A 14,346-nucleotide genomic window follows, 5' to 3' on the forward strand; every position below is an offset into this window, starting at 1 on the left:
GTACCGGAGGCGGGTACCCCCAATGCTTCGATTGTCCTGCCGCGGCCGGCCCCGCCTCCACCGCGCTGGCAGGCATCGCCGGGATCACCCCGGGAGCCGGCAGTACGCCGTCCTTCCGCTCCTCACGTCCCCGGGCGGTGATGTGGATCGGCAAGACACCGCGGATCCTGCCACCGAATCAGCGGGTGTTGATGACGCAGGCGCCATCTGGTGCACCCGCAGCGCAATGTGCGTCAGACTGGAATCCGGCCCACAACGAAAGCAGACCCCCGTGATTACTCTCCAGCAGGACGCAGAAGGCTTCATCCGGATGGACCGGCACTACCCGGCCAGCGTCCGGATCAGGATCAACTTCGCTGACGGCAGCACCGGCGAGTTCTCCGGCCTGGCCCTCAATAAGGCCTACGACGCAGCGCTCGCTGAATTCCGGGCCAAAAACGGCCTCGATGCGCGGGGTTTTTCCAGGACGCCCGCGGGCCGCGCGAACTCCGGCAACAAGATCGACTTTGTCCCCGTGCACCCCGGCATGGGGGAGTAGCCGACGCCCGCGCCTCAACGGATTACGTCTTCAGCTCGGCCGCGGCGAAGGACACAGCGAACCGGGCGCACCAGATGCTGACCGAGCTGTAGTCTCCCAGCGCCGTGCCGGCCGGGATTTCATAGTTTTGATCGCCCTTGTTGGCTTTGAGCGTGCCCAGGTCGAGGTAGGCGCCGTCGTCGAAGACGTACCAGCCTGCTGTTCCCTCGACTACCGGCGCGTCAGTAAGCCATACATGGAGGTCGGGGCCGTCGGAGGTATCGAGGCCCTCAAGCCGGAGTATCCGGCTGCCGTTGGGGAGTTCGAGAATCTTCACTGTTCCCGAGCTGGCGTGCTCGTGGCTGATGAACTGACCTGTTGCCAGTTCACGCGGAACGGCGACGGCGGAGGGCACCACCGAAGGCCCCTGCGACTGTGAGGCAGGGGCGGGAGCGGCCGGGAGGTCCTCGATCACCGTGGAGCTCGTGAAGATCCGCCAGGGCTGGAAAAGGTACAGTCCCACAGCCACTGCGATGGCGGCCACGAGCAGCACAGCCGGGATAACAGCGCGCTTTCTCATTTCACCCCAACGTCCGGATAGAGGGCGACATCCCCACTTGCTCACCATTCTGGCACTGCCGCGGATGGGAGGCCACAGACTCCGACGCATGTCAGCTCGTGGGGGAATGCCGGCTCGGCTCGGGGGATCCCTGTTCACTGCGGCCATTCTGGTGATTGCCGAGGACTTCGCAGAGTGGTCAGCGCAGCAGCTCCAGCCTCCGGGCGAGCTCCACGAGTTCGCGTTCGGGCTGGACCTGGTGCTTGATGCACTGGAGCGGGCCAGGGATTCAGAGGCAGACGGGGCGGCCTAAGCGGGCTGTTGCTCGCGAGAATATGCAGGGGATGTGTATCGGGTATCCGAGGCGTATTGACTGCCCGTACCCAGAGGAATAGTTTCTGCGGTGACGGGGTCTGCCACTCCGTTTCCACGCAATGAGGCGCCGGCTCTGGACCACTTCTGCATATCGCCGGGCACTGATGATGGCATTCGTTGCCCTCGGGTCATAACCGCCTCGTCGAATGAAGTTGCAGGGAAGGAACGACGATGACGAAGTATCTGTTTGAAGGAACGTACGTTGGCCAGGGCATCAAGGGGCTCATGCAGGAAGGCGGCACCAAACGGCGGGATGCCCTGGCGGAGGCCCTGAAATCTGTAGGCGGATCGCTGGAAAGCTTCTATTACGCTTTTGGCTACTACGACGTCCTGGGCGTTTTTGAGGCGCCGGACGATGCAAGTGCGGCGGCACTGTCCCTGCTGATCAATTCCACGGGGAACGTCAACGTACGGCTGAAGCCGCTCCTCACGGTGGAGGACCTCGACGAAGCCGTCAAGAAGACGCCGTCCTACCGGGCGCCGGGGCAATAGCGGAGGAGGCTGAGGCGGCGGCGAACGGGCCAAGACGGTGAGCGGGCCAGGACGGTGAGCGGGCCATGACAGAGCACAACCGGCAGCAGCGGCGGCTGCGGGTCACGGACGTCAACGTGGTCAACCACCGCACGCTGCGGAAGGCACTGGGCGGGACCATAGTGGGCAACACGATGGAGTGGTACGACGTCGGTGTGTTCGGCTACCTCATCACCACCATGGGCCCGGTGTTCCTGCCCGAAGCGGACAGGGCCGTACAGAACCTGTTCCTGCTGGGAACGTTCGCCGCCACGTTCATCGCCCGGCCCCTGGGCGGTATCTTCTTTGGCTGGCTGGGGGACAAGATCGGCCGCCAGAAAGTCCTGGCCATGACGCTGATGCTCATGGCCGCCGCCACGTTCGCCGTCGGCCTGCTTCCCGGGTACGCGGTGCTGGGCCTCTGGGCCGCGGTGCTGCTGGTGGCCACCAAACTGGTGCAGGGCTTTTCCACCGGCGGCGAGTACTCGGGCGCCACCACATTTGTATGCGAGCACGCACCGGACCGGCGCCGGGGCTTCTACGTCAGCTTCCTGGACATGGGCAGCTACCTGGGTTTTGCGGCGGGCGGGCTGGTGGTTTCGGTCCTTCAGCTGACCCTGGGCCAGGAGCAGATGGAGGCGTGGGGCTGGCGCATACCGTTCCTGGTGGCCGGCCCGCTGGGGATCGTGGCTGTCTACTTCCGCATGAAGATCGAGGAGTCGTCCGCCTTCAAAGCCACGCAGGAAGCCGAAGCTGTGGCGGCGAAGCATCCGGCAACCGGTGAGGAGCTACGCCCAGTGGGCCCAGTGGGCATTGTGCAGGCGCACTGGCAGCCGCTCGTGCTGGCCATGGTCCTGGCGGCGGCTGCCAACACGGTGGCCTACGCCCTCACCTCCTACATGCCCACGTACCTGACCACCAACAAGGGGTACGACGAAGTCCAAGGCACATTGCTGACCCTCCCGGTCCTGGTGGCCATGGCGTTGTGCATCCCCTTCACCGGGCTGCTCTCGGACCGGATCGGCCGCCGTCGCGTGCTGTGGATTGGGGCCTTTAGCACCGTGGTCTTCGCGGTACCCGCGTTCCTGGCGATAGCGGTGGGAACCGTCCCGGCGACGCTCCTGGGACTCGCCCTTGTGGCCTTCCCGGTGGCGTTTTCGGTACCGAATCTCGCCTCGGCGCTGCCGGCACTGTTTCCCACGGAGCACCGCTATTCGGCCATGGGCATTGCCTACAACCTGGCGGTGGCCATCTTCGGCGGGACTGCTCCGTTCATCATTGCGGCCCTCATCGGGGTGACCGGGAACGACATGATGCCGGCGTTCTACCTCATGGCTGTGGCGCTGGTGGCCGCCGTGGCCATTTACTTCCTGCCGGAATCAGTGGGCCGCCACCTGCCCGGGTCGATGCCAAGCGTGGACTCGGAGGAAGCCGCCCGGAAACTGGTGGAGACGCAGGACCACAACCCGCTGCTGGACCTGGAATCGCTGCCGTTCGAGAACAGCTTCGAGATTGCCCGTTCGTCGCATAAGGGGCGGCCGGGGAAGCCGACGGTGATGTAGTCAGGGACGTACGACGGCGGCACTTGAGTGAGTGCCGCAGCCGGGTCAGGTCACATCTGTGGCCTCCTCGCCAACATACCTCCGCACGCTGCACAGGTATTCCCCGGCCAAAGCCGCCGTCAGTGCAGGAAGTTCAGCTACCGGGAGGTCAGCAGTGAGAGTCCGAGGCGGGGTGCGTCAATCGGGATCAGGTGCTTGTTGTCTGGGATGGTGCGCAGTCTCTCGCCGACCAGGTGGGCTCCGGAGTTGCCTACCACGACGCTTCGGTTCTCGTTGAGGAGGGCCGCATCTCCCGGAATGGCGCGGAGTGCAGGCATGAAGATTTCTTCAAGTTTGCGGATTTGTATGTCGTAGCCGGCTACGCCTATGAAGTTCCCGTCGAGCTGTATGGGTGCCGTGTGGGTGAGGATGTATTCGTCCAAGCCCAGGTAGTCCAGATAGGGGCCCCAGATGGATTGCTCTCCACTGTTCTTGGCTGAGGCGAAGAACGGCATGCTTTGGTAGTCATAGAACCGTTCCCCGCCAGGGGTGAGGTCGAATTCCAGTTTCTCAATGCCTTGTGCACGGGTAGTCCACCACTCAAGGATGCCGGCCCGGTTCTCGATAGCATCTACGGAGAAGATGACACCGGCACCGACGGCCATGGTGTGTTTTCCGAGGAATTCTGTGGACAGGCTTTCCAGCTCCGCAATGTCCTGCGGGGCAACTTTTAGGGGGCTGCTGCGGTTTGACCACAGCTCCGCGACGCTGGCCGCGAAGTGGTAAACGTCTTGGCTCACGCCATTCATCCATGCGGCGATCTCTGTAGCGGCCTTGGCGGCAGGGGTGAAGGTCATGAGCGCTCCTGCTGATACATCGGGTATCCGAGGGACAATTTTGCGTCCACGAGATGATGGACGTCGTGCCGGATGTGCTCCAGCACTAGCTGTTGAGCGTGCTCGGGCGCGTCGTTGGCAATAGCGCGAGCCAAAGCCAGGTGCTCAGCAGCAACCTGCTCCGGATCGCGGGTCAGGGACACGGTTGACCACAACGCCTGAACTATCTCAGCCTGCATTCTTATCTCTGCGTTTGTAAGCCTGGGGGACTGGGCGAGGACCGCCAGTTCGATGTGGAATCTGCTGTCGGCGCGTGCCCGCAGTTCCGGCTTGTCGGTCATGGCAACGCCTCTGGCGAGGTCCATGAGCCTGACAAACTCGTGAGGTTCCGCCCGTTCGCATGCAAGCCGAACAGTGGCCGCGGCGATGGCAGCATGCTCGTCACCGACATCCCGGATCTCGGCAATGGACCTCTCTTGGAACCAGGTTCTGATGACGTCATCAGAGGTGCATGGCTGCTTGACAATGAACGTTCCGCCGCTGCGGCCCCTCCGCGTTGCCACAATCCCTTGATCCCTGAGGTCGGACAGCGCCTCCCTCAACGTTGACGGGGCAACACCAAACATTTCCGACAGAACTGTTTCGCGGGGGAGTCGTTCGCCGACCTTCAAGAGGCCGAGGGAGATCGATTTTGAGATGCGATTGACGATGGCTTCAGAGCGCTCCGTCTCCGGCAGCGACTGGTAGACCTGGGCTTGGAAGGTGGTGTTAGACGTCAAGGACCACTCCACAGCGTGTGACCAGCAGCAACGCCGGCCCAGGCAGGGCGCTGACCCTGCCGGGCCGCACCAGCACTGTGCTGCCCATTCCACTACCCATCGCGTCCCCCTGCCACTGCCAGCTTCTTCTGACCTCGCTTTAGTGTACTTCAGGTCTGATTAAAAAGTCCCACATCGTATCTTTTGATCACAAATAGCAGCTTCTGGCCTAACTACCACCCTTATTACGACCGGTTTAGAACAGGTTCTTGCGCAATCAAAGATATGAAACTATGGTTTTTATTCACGTGGTCCCGCTCACAGCAGGCGATGTGACCTATTAGGAGGATCCCATGCGTGTAGAAGCACCTAAACCGGTGGCGGAGGTTGACGTCGACGACGACGCTCAGCACCTTGCCAGCCTCGGTTACTCGTACAACACCGAATTCAAGCGGGAAATGACATTCTGGGGGAACGTCTCGCTGGGGTTCACCTACCTGTCGCCGGTAGTAGCCGTCTATTCCTTGTTCGCCGCATCCCTTGGCGTTGCCGGGCCACCGATGTTCTGGTCCCTGGTCATCGTTGGGGTCGGGCAACTGCTCGTCGCGACCGTTTTCGGCGAGGTCGTAGCGGCCTATCCCGTAGCAGGCGGTGTCTATCCTTGGTCACGCAGGCTTTGGGGCCGCAAGTGGGGCTGGATGAACGGCTGGGTTTACCTCGTCGCTCTCCTGACCACCATCGCCAGCGTCGCGTATGGCGCGGGCCCGTTCCTGAGCACCCTCGCCGGCATGGAAAGCAGCGTTGACTCGACCATCCTGGCCGGCCTTGCGGTCATAGCACTGGCCACGGTCCTCAACCTCTGCGGAACCAAGGTGCTGAACGCCGTCGCCATGATCGGCCTTCTGGCGGAACTCGGAGGCGCGCTGGCAGTCGGTACCTGGCTGCTCCTGACCTCCCGCCACCACGACCTGAGCGTCCTGTTCCAGTCTTTTGGTGCAGGCGAAGGCAGCAACTACTTCGTGGCGTTTGCGGCTGCCGGCTTGATCGGTATCTTCCAGTACTACGGCTTCGAAGCCTGCGGTGACGTCGCCGAGGAGGTTCCCAGCCCTGGCCGGACCATCCCCAAGGCCATGAGGATGACCATTTACATCGGCGGCTTTGCGGCGATGTTCGTATGCCTCTCCCTCATCCTCGCCGTTCCCGACTTCGCTGCCGTGATCTCGGGCGCCGACACCGACCCTGTAGGCAACATCCTGGTCTCCGGCTTTGGCCCCATCGGCTTCAAGGTGGTCCTCGCCGTCGTCATGATCTCCTTCATTTCGTGCGTGTTGAGCCTGCAGGCGGCCACCTCCCGCCTTGCCTACTCCATGGCCCGCGACGGGATCCTTCCGGGCAGCAAGCTCCTGAGTAAGTTCAGCGAAACCCGCCACGTTCCCCCCTACGCACTGCTGATGGCAGGGCTGGTGCCGGCCCTCATCGTCATCGCATCGAAAGTCTCCAGCGATGCCCTGACAGTGATCATTTCGTTCGCCGCCATGGGCATGTACATGGGCTTCCAGATGGTGGTCCTCGCTTCGCTTCGTGCCCGGCTTCTGGGCTGGAAGCCCAACGGAGCCTTCCAGCTGGGTAAGTGGGGTGTTCCGGTGAACATCGCAGCACTGGTCTGGGGCGTGCTCGGCATGTTGAACATGGCCTGGCCGCGGACACCGGAAGACGGCTGGTTCGCGAACTATGTTGTCCTGATCTCTGCCGTGACCGTCGTCGCGGTCGGCGCCCTGTACATGGTGTGGAAGAAGCCGCACCTCAAGGGCGATGCTCCCGCAGCCGATGCCGTGCCGGCCCTTGCAACCCGTCGACCGCTCTGACCGGCGAAAGGTAACAAAATCCCATGTTGATCACCGGCATTAAGAGCCGCCCTGTCTACGACGAGCTGACTCCCATGGCGAGCGGCCTGAACCACCTCGCAGCCGCCCAAGGCAGCGGCGGGAAACCGCTGGTACGCCTGCTTCAGGCAATGACCCCTGACCAGCTCGCAGCAACCGACGTCCTGTACTCAACGGAGTCGTTCACCGGCCAGAACTACCTTGCTGAACTTCAGCAATTCGCGGTCCGCGGCCTGGCCGTGTTCACCACCAACGCCGACTCCGTCCGCGGACTCGACGCGTCCCTTGCCACAGCCAAGATGGGCACCCGGCTGTACCTGTCCGGATCCGAAGGCTTCATCGGCACCTCGATGCAGGTAGCCACCTCCTACGGCATGAACCGGGACGAGGTGCTGCGCGAGCACGCAGGCTCCCTGGTCAGGCGGGTGTGGTGCGCCCACTGCGGCCACTACTCCGAAAACGTCACCCACCGAGTCTTCACGTGCCCAGGCTGTGAACTCAACCTGATCGTCCGCGATCACTACTCCGGAAGGCTAGCCGCCTTCCAGGGAGTCAAAGCAGACAGCGAAGTCCCCGGCGAAATGCCGGACAACGAGGAGTTGGACACATGAGTGAATCCCAGCATGGAGCCCTGAAGCTCCGGGTGGAACGCATCGAAGCGGTCACGCCGGAAATCAGCCGGTACACGTTCGTGCCCGCAGACGAATCCTGGCTCCCCCCGTTTTCCGGCGGCAGCCACTTGACGGTCCTGATTCCTTCCGAAGGGGGCACCAAACGCAACGCCTACTCACTGATGAGTTCGCCCTACGACACCAGCAAGTACCAGATAGCTGTCCGCAGGGTCGAGGACGGCAAGGGCGGATCCCTGGCCATGCACAGCAACGTCCGGGAGGGCGATGTTCTCCTCGCCGGCATCCCAGCCAATCTCTTCCCGGTCTCCAAGCATGCACGCCACCACCTCTTCATCGCAGGCGGCGTGGGCATCACCCCGGTCTTTGCCCAGGTCGAAGAACTGAGCCTGAAGGGAAGCTCGTTCGAACTGCACCTGGCAGTCCGCGGACCCGAGCATGCCGCCCTGGGCTACGAACTGAAAGAGCGCTTCGGCGAGCGGGTTACCCTGTACGGCCACGACGGCCAGTCCCGGATGAACACGATGGACATCCTGGCGGAACGGCCGCTTGGTACCCACGCTTACGTCTGCGGACCCACCCGCATGATCGACGACGTGGTCCAATCCGCCCACACCCTGGGCTGGTCCGACTCGAACATCCACTTCGAACGGTTCGAGGACCTGGGATCCACCGGCGATCCCTTCACTGTGACGCTGGCACGATCCGGGGCAGTCATCAATGTATCTCCAGAGCAGTCGCTGCTAGAAGCAGTCGAAGAAGCAGGCCACAAGCTGCCCTACCTTTGCCGGGGAGGGGCCTGCGGGGAATGCGAGACGGAAGTCCTGGAACTCGACGGAACCATCGACCACCGCGACGATTGGCTGTCCGAATCGGACCGCGAAACCTGCAAGCTCATCATGCCCTGTGTCTCGCGGGCCACCTGCACCAAGCTCGTCATCAACGCCTAAGGAAACCTCCCGTGACAACCACATCTGAAACCACCGCATTCAAGGCCAACGAAACCTACACCCCTGAGGGTGATTACCGGTTCCGCAACTCTCCCGAGGGCGTCCGGCGGCTGCCCTTCCCGTTCCCGGATGACGACTACATGTACTCGATGAACCTGGAACCGCACGTTCCCGCCGGCAACGGTGCCCTCAGGGCAGCGTTCGACATCGATGAACACTACGTGTCCGAGTGTGCCCACCGCGACCAGATGCTGCGGGACATGCCGGATACCCACTACCTGGCCCTGCCGCACATGATGGAAGCGCAGTGGGATCTGCTGGAACTCATCTTCGAGTCCTATGCCCGGGACTTCCCGGAACACTTCACGCTCACCAAAAACGGCAATGAGTGGCGCTGGCAGAACCGGCTCCTTGGCATTGACGATTCGTTCACCTTCGGTGATCCCACCACCCTGCCGATGGACCCGATGGAGTACGCCACCCGCCAGGCGCAGGGCGAGTTCGTGGTCCTCGAGGAGAAGGACAACACGCTGGTCATCGGTGCCGGGATGACCACCCAGCGGGCCGACTACTCCCTGAAATTCAACCTCGGCATGAGCTTCTTCGAATTCCACGGCCCGGTCCCGAAGCTGCATGACATGGGCATCCTGGACAGGGCGCTCAAGTTCCTGCTCCGCATGAAGCCAGGCCACCCGGTCCGGCGCGTCAACTGGTCCCTGACGGTCAACCCGCGGCTTGAGACCTCTGTGGAGACGCTTCCGGAGTGGGCTCCGGACCGGGCAACCGTGGACAGCGAAAACGCCGGAGAAAAAGTGTACCTGCGCATCGAACTGCAGCCACTGCACCGCCTGCCCCGCTCCAACGCCATAGTCTTCCCCGTCCGTACCTACCTCGTCAGCCTCGCTGAACTGGTGGAGTACGCCCCCGACTGGGCCAAGCGCATCCACCGCGCACTGGCTTCCCTGGACCACGAGCTGGTCGATTACAAGGGTTTCCACCGCTACCACGCCGCAGCAGTCGAGTGGCTTTCCAAGTACGACGACGGCGCGCCGCTGGCCACCGGCTACCCCTGGGCCCCGGACGGGATCCAGCCCAACGGCCAGTAAATGAACCTCGAGCCCACCACGCGCGCTGACTGGGCCCGCGTGGAACTTGGCACGCAGGTCTTACTTTCCAGGGACGGCCGGCTGCTGCATCACGGGACGGTGGTGGCCAAGACCACGAGCGGTTCCGCGCTGTGGATCGTCGCCCCCGACCGGGAGCGCCGGATGTACCGCAACAGCAGCGGCCACCACCTGACGGTGGACAAAGCACCAGGCCCGGGCACCCGCCTGCCGCGATAGGACAACAAGGAGCAACATGTCACGCTACCGAACCCAAAACCCGGCCACCGGCGAAGTCACCAGGACCTTCGAGGCGGCCACCGAGGAACACATCCAGCAGGCTATAGCCACTGCTGACACCACCTACCGTCAATGGTCCGAACGCAGCATCCAGGACCGCGCAGCCATTGTCCGCCGGGTTGCTGAGCTGTTCAGGGAGCGCAAGGACGAGCTGGCCCGGATCATTGCCGAGGAGATGGGCAAGCCCTTGTCCGAGGGCATCGAGGAGGTCGAGTTCGCCGCGTCCATCATCGACTACTACGGCGTTCACGGCCCCAGCCTCGTCGTTGACCAGGAAATCCCCAGCACGATTCCGGGGAAGGCGATCATCGAGAACCGCCCGGTAGGGGTCCTGCTCGGGGTTATGCCGTGGAACTTCCCCTACTACCAGGTGGCCCGGTTCGCCGCCCCCAACCTGGTCCTGGGCAACACGATCCTGCTCAAGCACGCGGACATCTGCGCCGCTTCGGCCCTGGCCATCGAGCAGATAATGCTCGACGCCGGCGTTCCGGCCGGTGGCTACACCAACGTCTTTGCCTCACATGACCAGGTCGCCGCGATGATCGCAGATCCCCGCGTTCAGGGTGTCTCGGTCACCGGCTCTGAATACGCCGGCTCGGTCATCGGTGAGCAGGCGGGCCGGCACCTCAAGAAGGCCGTGCTCGAACTCGGCGGAACCGACCCGATGATCGTCCTGGACTCCGACAACCTGGCCGCCGTTGCCGCCGACGCCTGGAACTTCCGCGTCTACAACGCTGGCCAGGCCTGCAACGCCAACAAGCGGATGATCGTCATGGAGGACATCTACGATGAGTTCGTTGCACAGCTGAAAAAGCACGCGGACGGCCTCGTACCGGGTGATCCGCTGAACATGCCCGAGAACGGCTATGGCCCGCTCTCAAGCCGTGCCGCTGCCGAGCAGGTCAACGGGCAGGTACAAAAGGCGGTCACCGAAGGCGCCACCCTGGAAGTTGGCGGGGTGCTGTCGCAGGGAGAGGGAGCCTACTTCTCGCCTGCCGTCCTCACGGGCATCAGCCGGGAGTCGGCCTCGTTCAACGAAGAGATTTTTGGCCCCGTTGCCATCGTGTACAAGGTCTCCAGCGACGAAGAGGCCCTTGAACTAGCGAACGCCTCCAGCTTCGGACTCGGCGGCTCGGTCTTCTCGACCGATACGGCACGGGCCGCAAAAATCGCATCCCGCCTGGACGTTGGCATGGCCCACGTCAACATCATCGCCGCGGAGTCGGCAGAGTTGCCCTTTGGCGGCGTAAAACGCTCAGGTTTCGGCCGTGAAATGGGTCCCTTGGGCATGGGCGAATTTGTCAATAAGCGGCTGTACTTCGTCGCAGCGTAAGCGGGCTTAGGAATCACCATGTCCGTCACCACTGCTGTTGAATCAACGGTTGCCTCAACTCCTGCCGTTCCCCAATGGTCCACCCGCGCCCCAACCCGGCCATCAGCACCGAAACTCCTGATGATCAGCCTTGCCAGTATCATCGCCCTTGGCAGTCTCGCACTCCTCGGCGAGGTGTCGGGCCACCTCCTCCTGATTCCACCGATGGCTGCCTCAATGGCACTTGTGGCCTCGGCGCCCCAGTCTCCGCTGTCCCAACCCAGAAGCGTCATCGGAGGCCACTCGGTTGCGGCTGTCGTTGGCGTCTGCGCAGGGCTCGTCAGCCATTCGGTCTGGGCCGCGGCCATCGCCGGTGGCCTCACAATCGGAATCACGCTCTGGATGAGGATGCCGCATTCACCGGCTGCTGCCACGGCAGTCATCGGCACCCTGGCCACAACGGGACAGGTTTTCTTCGTCGCCTGCTCAATAACCGCTGCCTGTGTGCTGGTGGCCTTTGAAATCCTCAGAAGCAAACTCAGCAGAGGCATCTACCCGGCCTACTGGTTTTGAACCGGAAACTCTACTGACCCACAAGATCTATGTGGGCGTGCCAGTACCGCTCGTTGTCTCTCGCGGACGCCAATACCACCAGGCCGGTCTGGCCGTTGACGTTTTGTTTGGTTGATGTCGGGTCGTTGATGTCCGTGTCGGTGCTGCTGCTGATGATGGGTGTGCCGGCGCCGGGGGCGAAGGAAACCTTGTCAATCGGTGACTTCTTGTAGTAGATGGTGCCGCCTTCCTCAGGCGCGACCGCGAACATCCACACGTGGCCGTGCTGCTCATCGATCATGACCATGGGCCGCGTATGGAGGTCCTGCACCTCACCGAACTCTGCGCTCCAGTCGCCCTTACCGTCGCGCACAAGGAGCGCCACCAGCGTCTGGCCGACGTTTCGGTTGGCCGTCTTGATCGCTGCGTAGAGGCGGCCGCTGCCGTCGCTTGTCAGTTGCCTGAGGTTGAGATGGTCGTTCGCGCATCCGCCGGTGCAGTTCTTGCCGCCGCCGTAGGCCACCTCTGTCTGCCACGATTTGTCAGGGTCGCCGTCCTGATGGATGGCAAAATAGAACTTTCTTCTGGCCCGGCTTTTGGTTGCTCCACATGATGCCGATCTTGTCGCCCTGGAACGACGTGACCGCTGAGATGTCGTCGTAGTGCACCTGGGCGTTGGTGGTCGGCAGGACGAAAGGCGTGCCCCACTGCGTGTCGCTGGTGGTCGAGTGGTTGACGTAGACACGGTTGCTCTTGTCGGACGAGATGGTGGTATAGGTGACCCACAGCTTGCCGAGGGAGTCCTTGGCCACCGTGATCGATTCCGTGCTCCCACGGTGAAGGAGGACGGGGAAAGCGGCATCTTCGGAGTAGGTCTTCGTCGAGGCGTTATAGCTGAAGCGGTGAAGCGCTGCTGAGCCAGAGGTCACCGCATCCTCGGCTGGTGGCGAGTTCCACTCCGACCGGACGGTGGTACCGGACACGACGTAGAGCTTGCCGTCCGTTGCATCCCAGAGCGCGTCGCCGCGTGCATTCGGCCGCGGATCAACAACCGTTCCGGTCTCCTGCCACGCCTGCGTTGCGGCGTCGAGCCGGTGGATCGTGGTGGCATGTGCGGACGTGCTCCACAACAGCCCCCACCAGCTCCCATCCTGGAACCAGAGCTTGCTCTGGGCCTTGTCCGCAGTCGGGGTTTTAACACCGTCGCCTGCATAGGATGGCCCGGGAACTCCGACGTCGGCCGCCTGGGCCGAGACGGGGAGCGCGGCAGTGCCGGCCGCCGCGAGTAAAAGAGCGATGAAAAGGCGCAGCGGACGCATAACGGTCCCCTCAGAGTTATGTCGGTGGACGGGAGGCCGTTTCATCACTTCCCGGCGGGATCACCATACGCCCGCACCCTGCACCGTGAGCCCCAGCCGTGCCAAGTAGGGGAGCCGAAAGGGGAGGCATTAGGTAGACCCGCTTGCGAACATCCCAGAATGCAGCCCACCGGCCTCCTTTTCGTGTCCGCCCTGGCCGCCGGGTCAGGAATCCTGATCCACGGCAACCACGATCTTGCCGCGGGTATGGCCCTCCATGTTGGACCGGAAGGCATCAGCGGCTTTTTCCAGCGGGAAGACCTCGGCAACTTCCACGCGCATTTTTCGGCTGTCCACCAGATAGGCGAGTTCCTGCAGGTCGGACCCCACCGGATTGACCCACATCCACTCGCCGCCGTGCTCTTCCACTTCACTGTCGGCGATCGAGGCGTGCCGGCCTCCTTCGGCCAGTACGGCCAGTGTTGCCTTGAGGTTTCCGCCCACGAAGTCGGCAACGACGTCCACACCGTCAGGACGCAGCGAACGAACGCGCTCCGCGAGCCCGTCCCCGTAAGCAACCGGCTCGGCTCCCAGGGAGCGGAGGAACCCGTGATTCTTTTCCGAGGCAGTGGCAATGACCCTGGCGCCCAGGGCCACAGCAATCTGGATGCCGAGGGAGCCCACTCCGCCGGAACCACCGTGGATCAGGACACTTTCGCCGGCCTTCAGATCCAGCCGGTTGAGAACCTGGTAAGCGGTCAGGCCCGCCAGCGGCAGCCCCGCCGATTCGTTCCAGCCAAGCGAGGCAGGCTTCCGGGCCAGGACCCGCTCCGGCAGCGCGATGTACTCCGCAAAGCTGCCGCCGTGGACGTAGTCCTTGCGCCCATAGGCGATGACCTCGTCGCCGGGCTGGAACTGCCGGGCATCGATCCCTACCGACTCCACAACCCCTGCTACATCCCAGCCGGGGATCGCAGGAAACTCCAGGTCCATGACCGCGTCCAGGTACCCCGCCATGATCTTCCAGTCCACCGGATTCACGGCCGCCGCCTTGACCTTGACCAAGACCATCCCGGGCCCGACCTTTGGCATGGGCTGATCGCCGAATTTGAGGACGTCCGGGTTTCCGTATGTGCTGTAAGTGATTGCCTTCATGCCTTCCACAACGGCATGCCCGGGCGGCGCTATTCCGACTCCCCGCGCAAAGTGGCGAACCGCACGGG

17 protein-coding genes are annotated in these 14,346 nt (G+C 63.1%); 11 read left to right on the forward strand and 6 right to left on the reverse strand.

Annotated elements, in window-relative coordinates:
- Positions 1 to 271: 271 nt before the first annotated feature.
- Entirely contained in the window at positions 272 to 538 is a 267-nt protein-coding gene (locus tag AC5RVY_RS15125; RefSeq protein WP_493955520.1) for a hypothetical protein, read from the forward strand.
- 22 nt (positions 539 to 560) lie between these two features.
- Here the strand turns inward: AC5RVY_RS15125 and AC5RVY_RS15130 are convergent, their stop codons facing one another.
- Positions 561 to 1,097: a DM13 domain-containing protein gene (locus tag AC5RVY_RS15130; RefSeq protein ID WP_493955521.1), complete on the reverse strand. Its 537-nt coding sequence runs from the start codon at positions 1,095 to 1,097 to the stop codon at positions 561 to 563.
- A gap of 88 nt (positions 1,098 to 1,185) precedes the next feature.
- Between AC5RVY_RS15130 and AC5RVY_RS15135 the strand changes: the two genes are divergently transcribed.
- From AC5RVY_RS15135 to AC5RVY_RS15145, 3 genes are all read left to right on the forward strand, one after another.
- Positions 1,186 to 1,389, forward strand: a complete 204-nt coding sequence (locus tag AC5RVY_RS15135) for a hypothetical protein (RefSeq protein ID WP_493955522.1) — start codon at positions 1,186 to 1,188, stop codon at positions 1,387 to 1,389.
- 233 nt (positions 1,390 to 1,622) lie between these two features.
- Positions 1,623 to 1,943, forward strand: a complete 321-nt coding sequence (locus tag AC5RVY_RS15140; RefSeq protein WP_493955523.1) for a GYD domain-containing protein — start codon at positions 1,623 to 1,625, stop codon at positions 1,941 to 1,943.
- Between the two features lie 65 nt (positions 1,944 to 2,008).
- Complete coding sequence (locus AC5RVY_RS15145) at positions 2,009 to 3,523, forward strand: MFS transporter (protein WP_493955524.1); 1,515 nt, start codon at positions 2,009 to 2,011, stop codon at positions 3,521 to 3,523.
- 137 nt (positions 3,524 to 3,660) lie between these two features.
- Here the strand turns inward: AC5RVY_RS15145 and AC5RVY_RS15150 are convergent, their stop codons facing one another.
- Positions 3,661 to 4,359 carry a cache domain-containing protein gene (locus AC5RVY_RS15150; protein WP_493955525.1) on the reverse strand — a complete coding sequence of 233 codons (699 nt, stop codon included), beginning with the start codon at positions 4,357 to 4,359 and terminating at the stop codon, positions 3,661 to 3,663.
- A complete protein-coding gene (locus AC5RVY_RS15155) occupies positions 4,356 to 5,117 on the reverse strand; it encodes a FadR/GntR family transcriptional regulator (protein ID WP_493955526.1) in 762 nt (253 codons plus the stop codon). The genes AC5RVY_RS15150 and AC5RVY_RS15155 overlap by 4 nt, the downstream gene beginning before the upstream one ends.
- Before the next feature lie 332 nt (positions 5,118 to 5,449).
- On the opposite strand from AC5RVY_RS15155, the gene AC5RVY_RS15160 reads away from it, so the two are divergent.
- The 7 genes from AC5RVY_RS15160 to AC5RVY_RS15190 are packed head-to-tail and all read left to right on the forward strand — an operon-like array spanning position 5,450 to position 11,846.
- Positions 5,450 to 6,961, forward strand: a complete 1,512-nt coding sequence (locus AC5RVY_RS15160) for an APC family permease (protein ID WP_493955527.1) — start codon at positions 5,450 to 5,452, stop codon at positions 6,959 to 6,961.
- Between the two features lie 23 nt (positions 6,962 to 6,984).
- A complete protein-coding gene (locus AC5RVY_RS15165; RefSeq protein WP_493955528.1) occupies positions 6,985 to 7,590 on the forward strand; it encodes a dimethylamine monooxygenase subunit DmmA family protein in 606 nt (201 codons plus the stop codon).
- Entirely contained in the window at positions 7,587 to 8,558 is a 972-nt protein-coding gene (locus tag AC5RVY_RS15170; RefSeq protein WP_493955529.1) for a PDR/VanB family oxidoreductase, read from the forward strand. Before AC5RVY_RS15165 ends, AC5RVY_RS15170 begins: the two co-directional genes overlap by 4 nt.
- A gap of 11 nt (positions 8,559 to 8,569) precedes the next feature.
- Complete coding sequence (locus tag AC5RVY_RS15175; RefSeq protein WP_493955530.1) at positions 8,570 to 9,664, forward strand: heme-dependent oxidative N-demethylase family protein; 1,095 nt, start codon at positions 8,570 to 8,572, stop codon at positions 9,662 to 9,664.
- On the forward strand, positions 9,665 to 9,901 hold the full coding sequence (locus AC5RVY_RS15180; RefSeq protein WP_493955531.1) for a hypothetical protein: 237 nt from the start codon (positions 9,665 to 9,667) through the stop codon (positions 9,899 to 9,901).
- A gap of 16 nt (positions 9,902 to 9,917) precedes the next feature.
- A complete protein-coding gene (locus AC5RVY_RS15185; protein ID WP_493955532.1) occupies positions 9,918 to 11,294 on the forward strand; it encodes an NAD-dependent succinate-semialdehyde dehydrogenase in 1,377 nt (458 codons plus the stop codon).
- Positions 11,295 to 11,312: 18 nt separating this feature from the next.
- A complete protein-coding gene (locus AC5RVY_RS15190) occupies positions 11,313 to 11,846 on the forward strand; it encodes an HPP family protein (protein ID WP_493955533.1) in 534 nt (177 codons plus the stop codon).
- A gap of 10 nt (positions 11,847 to 11,856) precedes the next feature.
- Here the strand turns inward: AC5RVY_RS15190 and AC5RVY_RS15195 are convergent, their stop codons facing one another.
- The 3 genes from AC5RVY_RS15195 to AC5RVY_RS15205 all read right to left on the reverse strand — a co-directional run bounded on the left by AC5RVY_RS15195 (position 11,857) and on the right by AC5RVY_RS15205 (position 14,278).
- Positions 11,857 to 12,348: a hypothetical protein gene (locus AC5RVY_RS15195; protein ID WP_493955534.1), complete on the reverse strand. Its 492-nt coding sequence runs from the start codon at positions 12,346 to 12,348 to the stop codon at positions 11,857 to 11,859.
- A 19-nt stretch (positions 12,349 to 12,367) separates the two neighbouring features.
- Positions 12,368 to 13,144: a hypothetical protein gene (locus AC5RVY_RS15200; RefSeq protein ID WP_493955535.1), complete on the reverse strand. Its 777-nt coding sequence runs from the start codon at positions 13,142 to 13,144 to the stop codon at positions 12,368 to 12,370.
- A gap of 204 nt (positions 13,145 to 13,348) precedes the next feature.
- Positions 13,349 to 14,278: an NADP-dependent oxidoreductase gene (locus tag AC5RVY_RS15205; RefSeq protein WP_493955536.1), complete on the reverse strand. Its 930-nt coding sequence runs from the start codon at positions 14,276 to 14,278 to the stop codon at positions 13,349 to 13,351.
- Positions 14,279 to 14,346 lie beyond the last annotated feature (68 nt).

It is taken from the genome of Arthrobacter sp. Ha26 (genome assembly GCF_059091705.1).